At 38.0% G+C, this 7,534-nt stretch carries 8 protein-coding genes and 1 riboswitch; of the genes, 4 read left to right on the top strand and 4 right to left on the bottom strand.

Features of this window, described 5'->3' with window-relative positions; all coding sequences use genetic code 11:
• Together pdxT and pdxS are read right to left on the bottom strand one after the other, a co-directional pair.
• Positions 1-379, bottom strand: a 379-nt coding sequence (gene pdxT / locus ABZA26_RS03925; RefSeq protein ID WP_372713213.1) for a pyridoxal 5'-phosphate synthase glutaminase subunit PdxT, incomplete at its 3' end; no start/stop codon positions are given.
• A gap of 1 nt (position 380) precedes the next feature.
• The gene (gene pdxS, locus ABZA26_RS03920; protein WP_372713212.1) at positions 381-1,262 is read right to left on the bottom strand and encodes a pyridoxal 5'-phosphate synthase lyase subunit PdxS; all 882 of its coding nucleotides are present in this window, start codon (positions 1,260-1,262) and stop codon (positions 381-383) included.
• A gap of 156 nt (positions 1,263-1,418) precedes the next feature.
• Between pdxS and ABZA26_RS03915 the strand changes: the two genes are divergently transcribed.
• From ABZA26_RS03915 to ABZA26_RS03900, 4 genes are all read left to right on the top strand, one after another.
• Positions 1,419-2,852: a PLP-dependent aminotransferase family protein gene (locus ABZA26_RS03915; protein ID WP_372713211.1), complete on the top strand. Its 1,434-nt coding sequence runs from the start codon at positions 1,419-1,421 to the stop codon at positions 2,850-2,852.
• A gap of 101 nt (positions 2,853-2,953) precedes the next feature.
• Entirely contained in the window at positions 2,954-3,325 is a 372-nt protein-coding gene (locus ABZA26_RS03910) for a hypothetical protein (RefSeq protein ID WP_372713210.1), read from the top strand.
• A gap of 48 nt (positions 3,326-3,373) precedes the next feature.
• Positions 3,374-3,471: riboswitch (purine riboswitch) on the top strand.
• Positions 3,472-3,588: 117 nt separating this feature from the next.
• Entirely contained in the window at positions 3,589-4,920 is a 1,332-nt protein-coding gene (locus tag ABZA26_RS03905; protein WP_372713209.1) for a uracil-xanthine permease family protein, read from the top strand.
• Positions 4,921-5,126: 206 nt separating this feature from the next.
• A complete protein-coding gene (locus tag ABZA26_RS03900; RefSeq protein WP_372713208.1) occupies positions 5,127-6,302 on the top strand; it encodes a PLP-dependent aminotransferase family protein in 1,176 nt (391 codons plus the stop codon).
• A 106-nt stretch (positions 6,303-6,408) separates the two neighbouring features.
• Here ABZA26_RS03900 and ABZA26_RS03895 read toward each other — a convergent pair whose 3' ends face one another.
• Both ABZA26_RS03895 and ABZA26_RS03890 read right to left on the bottom strand, forming a co-directional pair.
• A complete protein-coding gene (locus ABZA26_RS03895) occupies positions 6,409-6,933 on the bottom strand; it encodes a 2-oxoacid:acceptor oxidoreductase family protein (protein ID WP_372713207.1) in 525 nt (174 codons plus the stop codon).
• A gap of 3 nt (positions 6,934-6,936) precedes the next feature.
• The coding region (locus ABZA26_RS03890; RefSeq protein ID WP_372713206.1) for a thiamine pyrophosphate-dependent enzyme at positions 6,937-7,534 on the bottom strand (598 nt) is incomplete at its 5' end.

Raw genomic sequence — 7,534 nt, 5'->3', positions numbered from 1 at the left:
CCTCCCCTATACCCTTCACAGGTGCTTTACAGTTAAAACTTCCCAGCTGTCTGCCATAGGCATTTCGTTTTACAATGATATCCATAATACGCAAGTGAACCTTTTCGTCGTTGGCAAGGGATTTTGCAAGAAGTATCATCCCGGCACAAGTCCCAAATACAGGAAATCCATCTTCTATCATAGCTTTAAGTGTATCCATGATTCCCAGATCAATTAAAAGCTTTCCCATTGTAGTGCTTTCTCCCCCAGGGAGAATTATTGCCTCTATATCCCTGAGATCCATTTTTTTTCTTACTTCTACTCCTTCTATGCCGAGTTTGTTGAGGATTTCAATATGTTCTCTGAATGCTCCTTGTAAAGCAAGAACACCGATTTTCATATTACCACCCTCTTTCAGACATTTTTTCCTCTTCTCTAAGAGAATGGATACCGATTCCAACCATGGCCTCTCCAATGTCTTCAGAAATCTCTGCAAGTATTTTCGGATCGTTGTAATTTGTTACTGCCTTTACTATTGCAGCGGCTCTTTTTTTCGGATCTCCGGATTTAAATATTCCTGACCCGACAAAGACACCGTCACATCCAAGCTGCATCATGAGAGCGGCATCTGCAGGGGTAGCCACGCCACCAGCAGCAAAATTCACAACAGGAAGTTTTCCGTTTTCATGGATATTTCTTACTAAGTCCAAAGGAGCTCCCAGTTCTTTGGCGGCATTATATATCTCGTCGCTGGTCATAGAGCTTATTCTAGCTATTTCAGAGTTCATGGCTCTCATATGTTTTACAGCTTCTACTACATCTCCTGTACCTGGTTCACCTTTTGTTCTTATCATAGAAGCTCCTTCTGCGATTCTTCTGAGAGCCTCACCCAGATTTTTTGCTCCGCAGACAAACGGAACCTGGAATTTTGACTTATCTATATGCAGCTTATCATCAGCAGGAGTCAGTACCTCACTCTCATCTATATAATCCACCTCTATAGCCTCTAAAATCTGAGCTTCCACAAAATGCCCTATTCTGACCTTTGCCATGACAGGAATAGAAACTGCAGCCTGTATCTCTTTTATCATTTTCGGATCGGACATTCTAGAAACTCCGCCAGCTGCCCTGATATCTGCCGGGACTCTTTCTAGAGCCATTACTGCACATGCCCCTGCTTCCTCTGCTATTTTTGCCTGCTCCGCATTTATGACGTCCATGATTACTCCGCCCTTTAGCATCTGAGCAAGATTTTTGTTTAGTTCATACCTTTTGTTTTCCATAAATCCCCCTTTTATAAAACGATACAAAATGTTATAATTGTACTGTTATGAATATTTTTTTTGATTTGATTAGGTTGATTATCTAATATATTGCCAGTGATGTCAACGTGATAAAATCAAAATTGTAGCGATACAATTCTAGGGGGTGAGAGACAAATGTTTGATTTCAAGGTGGAAAAAAGAGCAGGGAATAAACTTTATATACAAGTTTTTGAAGGTATAAAAAAGATGATTGAAAATGGGGAATTTGAAAGAGATCAAAAACTTCTAACCATAAGAGCGGCTTCTTTGGTTCTTTCTGTCAATTCATCTACAATTGTGAAAGCCTATGATATCCTGGAAAAAGACGGGTATCTCTATAAAATAGTAGGAAGCGGGTGCTATGTGGCATCAGAAAAACTCCCTGAAAAATTTCATTTTGAAGAGGAGGGAGACCACGGAATAAACTACAGCCAGCTTGATTTGGGAGAAGTTATCAATTTTGCAAGTGCCACTCCCTCATCAGAGCTTTTTCCTCTGAAAGATTTTAAAGAGGCTATAAATACTGTTCTAGAGAGAGACGGGGGAGATGTCTTTTCCTATCAGGATCCCAAGGGATATGGACCTCTTCGTGAAGAGATATCAAGATATTTAAATGAAAAAAACATAAAGACCGATAATATACAGATAGTATCAGGTTCTCAACAAGCCATAGATATTATAGGAAAAATGCTTATAAAACCCGGGGATAAAATCATAGTGGAGGGGCCCACATATTCTGGTGCAGTATCCTCTTTTAAAAAGGCAGGGGCACATATAATAACAATACCCCTGGAAAAAGACGGCATGGACATGAAAAAACTGAAATCTGCCCTTGAGAAAGAAAGAGGTATAAAATTTATCTATACCATGATGAATTATCACAACCCAACGGGTATATGCTGGAGTGACAGAAAAAAAGAAAAACTCTTGAAGACTGCCCATAAAAATAATGTTTTCATTGTGGAAGATGATTGTATGTCCGAGATACATTACGGGGACCACACTCCTTCGAGCCTAAAGAGCATAGATCAGAAAGAAAAAGTTATTTACATAAAAAGTTTCTCAAAGATTTTCATGCCAGGTCTGAGACTGGCCTTTATGGCTCTCCCAAGAGAACTCTCAGAGATGGCAGTCTCTGTAAAATATATGGCGGATATATCAAGCTCAGGTCTGAATCAGAGAGCCTTTCACCACTACATGAGAAAAGGATGTATCTACAATCATCTGGATACAATCAGAGAAATATTTTCTCAGCGTTACATTCTTATGAAAAAAGAGATCAGAAATATACCTCAGATTAAAATCGTTTATGAGGCAGAAGGAGGGCTTTTTTTCTGGGTGAAAATACCAGAGTGGATGGATAGCGAAAAGTTCTATAATATAGCCCTTAGAAGGGGCGTGGCCTTTCTTCCAGGAAGAGTATTTTATCAGAAAAATGATCCTAGTCCCTATCTCAGAATGAGCTTTGCAGGGGTAAACGAAGGAGAGATAAAAACAGGGATGCGGTATTTTAAAGAAGCTTTTGAAGAGTACCTTGGAAAAAGAGGGACAAAAGCCCCGCTGGTATAGAAGAAGAAATTAAAAATAGTATAGTATGGGTTTTTAAGTTTTATTGTTTTTTGAAGGAACAATCTCTTGCAAAGGGTAAAATATGTATAGAGGTGGTCAAAATGTTTGATAAAATATTAGAGGCTATGGAGATGGAAAAAGAGATATATTTTCTTCCGAAAAAAGAGTATTTTTATGATATGGAACGTAAAGAGATAATGGAAAGACTAAATGGGGTTCTTCAGAAAGGGGCCAGAATAATAATATCTAAAAACAGGTGTCTCTATAGAGTGGGTGATGAATTTCTTCTGCTTACGCTTATTGATCCAGATCTTGGTTTTACAAATACAGGAATCAAAGATGAAAATGGAGAGCTGTTTTCTGAGGATGAAATTATAGACAAAAGTGACGGTGTAATAGAAGGCTTGTCAAAGGAAAAGGTTGAAACTCTTCTAGGTGGTCTTTTGGAAGAGTGTTATAAGGTTAAACTATAATTTTCACTTTATTTGATTTTTTTTTATTAATATGGTATATTGTTTTTGTTAAAATAAAAAAATAACACTCGTATAATTCCGAAATAAGGTCGGGAGTTTCTACAGCTAACCGTAAATTAGCTACTATGAGTGAAAAGATAAAACAGGCATAGTTTAGGGTGCACTGGGTTATTTTCTTTCACTTATAGGAGGAAAATAACTTTTTTTTATTTTCCTCTGTGATGTTATATGGGTAAAATTAAGGTTTTAGGAGGAATTAATCAATGAAAAACAGATCACCTTATCACTTGGACGGAGTACCACCGCTGAAAGTAGCATTTCCTTTAGGGCTTCAGCATATTCTTGCAATGTTTGTCAGCAATCTTACACCAATTATCATCGTATCTGGGGTTTTAGGTCTTCCTCAGGAACAAAAGACATTTCTTATTCAGTGTACTATGCTGGTAGCAGGATTAAACACTATTCTTCAGGCTTACAGCCTTGGGCCTATTGGTGCTAGACTGCCTGTTGTAGTTGGTACGAGTTTTGCCTTTGTGCCGGTTGCCATCTCTATAGGGACAAAGTATGGTTTTGAAGCGGTTCTCGGAGCAGCCCTTGTAGGGGGTATATTTGAAGCTCTTCTTGGATCGGTTATCGGTAAAATAAGAAAATTTTTCCCGCCTATCGTTACAGGTGTGGTTGTTCTTTCTATAGGTCTTTCCCTTCTTCCAGTTGGGATCAAGTATTTCGCAGGTGGAGTAGGGGCGGCAGACTTCGGATCTCCGGTTAATATGACAATAGGAATGGTAGTTCTCCTAACTGTAATTTTCTTCAAGCAGTTTACTAAAGGGATAACAAGTACAGCATCTGTTGTTATCGGTACCATTGTAGGATTTATTGTAGCAGCTATCTTTGGAAAGGTAGACCTAGGGGCAGTATCCCAGGCAAACTTTTTCATAGTTCCAAAGCCTTTCACTTATGGATTTACTTTCCATCTTGACGCAATACTGGCTATGGTTCTTATGTTTGTGGTTTCTGCAGTGGAGACTGTTGGAGATATGTCAGGAGTTACTATGGGTGGTGCAGGAAGAGAGACTACTGATAGAGAGCTTTCTGGAGGAATTATGGCAGACGGTTTAGGTAGTGCCCTGGCTTCTGCATTTAGTATCCTTCCGACTACATCTTTCAGTCAGAATACAGGACTTGTTGCCATGACTGGAATAATGAGCAGACACGTAGTTGCTGTAGGGGCATCTCTCCTAGTTATGGGAGCGTTTATTCCTAAGATCGGTGCCTTGTTCACAATTATTCCTCCTAGTGTTATAGGTGGAAGTCTGGTTATGATATTTGCAATGATATCAATAAGCGGAATAAATCTAATAACAAAAGATAAGCTTCAAGGTAGAAACAGCGTTATTATCGCGGTTTCATTGGGACTTGGATTCGGACTTGGAAGTGTACCAGAAGCACTAGCTCACTTCCCTCAGACAATACAGCTTATATTCGGAGGGTCAGGAATAGTAGTATCAGGTGCGATTGCACTAATACTAAATATAGTTTTACCTCAAGATGAAGTTGTGGAGAAAACCTCAGAAACAAAATTAAAAAACGCATAATCATATAAATAAAAAAAACGCGCATTATGCGCGTTTTTTTTTATTTACCTACAGACTGCAGTAGTTATAAAAATTCTTGACAATTTCAGACTCAAACATTAGAATACCTATTAATAATTAAGGGAAATAAAAATTTTTAAAAGATATTAGTGGGAAAAAGGGGTTCATTTTAGGGTCATATAAAATTAAAAGACGGGGTGTTGTACATGGAAAATTATATATCAGACAGGCTTAAAAATGTTCCGAAATCATTTATCAGAGAGATATTGAAAGTGGCTGCAGACGAGAAAATAATATCTTTCGCAGGGGGACTTCCCAATCCTAAATTTTTTCCTGTGAAAGAGATTCAAAATGCGTGTAATAAAGTTCTCGAAGAGGATGGTGCAAATGCTCTTCAGTACAGCACCACAGAAGGCTATCTTCCCCTCAGAGAGTATATTGCCAGAAGGTATAAAGAAAAAGAAGGTATCGATGTGAGTCCGGAAGAAATAATAATTACAAGCGGATCACAGCAGGGGCTTGACCTCATAGGTAAGACTTTTATAAATGATGGAGAAAATGTTTTGATGGAAAAACCGGGTTATCTCGGAGCCATACAGGCGTTTTCAGTATATGGCCCAAACTTTTGTGATGTTACATTAGAGGATGACGGGGTAGCCATAGAAGAACTAGAAGAAGTTATGAAAAACAATAAAATAAAACTTTTTTACACTGTACCAAATTTTCAGAATCCTTCTGGAATAACTTACAGTTCTGAAAAAAGAGAAGCGACTGCAGCAGCAATAAAAAAGCAAGATATTTTAATGGTGGAGGACAATCCGTACGGTGACTTAAGATTTATAGGGGAAACGGTTCCGTCAATGAAAAAATATTATGACAATACCATAATTTTGGGAAGTTTTTCAAAAATAATAGCCCCCTCTTTCAGACTTGGTTGGATATATGCAAAGAAAGAACTGATTGATAAATTAGTAGTAGCAAAACAGGCTTCGGACCTTCACACAAACTATTTCAGCCAGAGAATAATTTATCAGTATCTTTTAGATAACGATATGGATAAGCATATTGAAAAAATTATCAAGGCTTACGGTCACCAGAGAGAAGCTATGATAGGCTCCATCGAAAAATATTTTCCAGAAGAGGTTAAATTTACAAGGCCAGAGGGTGGGATGTTTTTATGGGTAACACTTCCGGAAAACATAAAAGCTCTGGATCTTTTTTACAAGGCTATTGAAGAAAATGTGGCCTTTGTTCCAGGATTTCCTTTTTATGCCAAAGAAAAAATTGAAAATACCTTTAGACTTAATTATTCCAATGTAGATGCCCAAACTATAGATATTGGGATAAAAAGACTGGCAGATACTATAAAAAAAATGATGTAATACACTAGATAATAACTATTGTTTTTATATCAAGTTTTAGATATGTAAAAATGGGCTTTCATTGAAAGCCCATTTTTTTTACTATAGATTAAGTTTTTAATATTTATTATGAATTTTTAACTAAATCGATACCAGCCTGAAATGCTCTTTTGTTTAGCTCTTTTACATGAGCAGGAACTCTTCCGAGAATAGTTTCTTCAAGGATATCTCTGTCTACAATGTTTGTAGCAGCCTGTATGGCTCCGAGAGACACTATATTTGCAACTATTGCGTTTCCTACTTTTTCTTTTGCAGTTTCCAGTATAGGGAGTTTAATGACGTTTAAACCTTCTGGAACTTCAACGCTTGAATCTATTACAATACTGCAGTTCTCTTTATTTCCGTTTCCGTATGTATCAAATGATTTCTGAGTAAGTGAAAGAAAGATGTCGGCTTGATTTACCTTAGGATACAGAATCTCAGTATCGCTTATGATTACCTCAGACTTACTTGCTCCACCTCTAGCCTCAGGACCGTAAGATTGTGACTGTACAGCTACCTTACCTTGTTTCAAGGCAGCTTCTGCAAGGATGATACCTGCCAAAATAAGACCCTGTCCACCTGAACCGCTTAATCTGATTTCCTTTGCCATCTATTACACCCCTCTTACTTTATCTATAATTTTTTGATACTCTTCTGTGTATTCAGGTCTCTGCTCATTTTTGAATTCTCCGATTACAAGCTTACCTTCTACTTTTTCCTTCGGAAGTTTTGCAACAGCAGCTACAGGTACAGTGTTGTCTCTCATGTATTTCAGCATAGCTGAAGGATTTCCCTTGAACCCTTTGTTTTTTCTTCCGTAACTTGTAGGACAAGTACTTACAGCCTCTACCAGAGAGAATCCTTTGTGGTTGATGGCGTTTTCAAATAACTTTACAAGAGCATCAAAGTGATAAGCAGTACCTCTGGCTACATAAGAAGCTCCTGCACCGTCTACAAGCTTTACGATATCAAAGTTTGGATCTATGTTTCCAGTAGGAGTTGTCGTAGCGTAATCGCCAATAGGAGTGGTAGGAGAGAATTGTCCTCCTGTCATTCCGTAGATATTGTTATTGAAAATGATTGCTGCGATGTCGATGTTTCTTCTTGCAGCATGAATAAGGTGGTTACCTCCGATTGCAGTGAAGTCACCGTCTCCACCTAATGCGATTACTTTCATTCCAGGTTTAGCCATTTTTATACCTGTTGCAAAT

It is taken from the genome of Ilyobacter sp. (assembly GCF_041583315.1).
Lineage (GTDB): Bacteria > Fusobacteriota > Fusobacteriia > Fusobacteriales > Fusobacteriaceae > Ilyobacter.
Note: the sequence above shows the minus strand (reverse complement) of the source record. Positions and strands in the feature narration are given on the sequence as shown.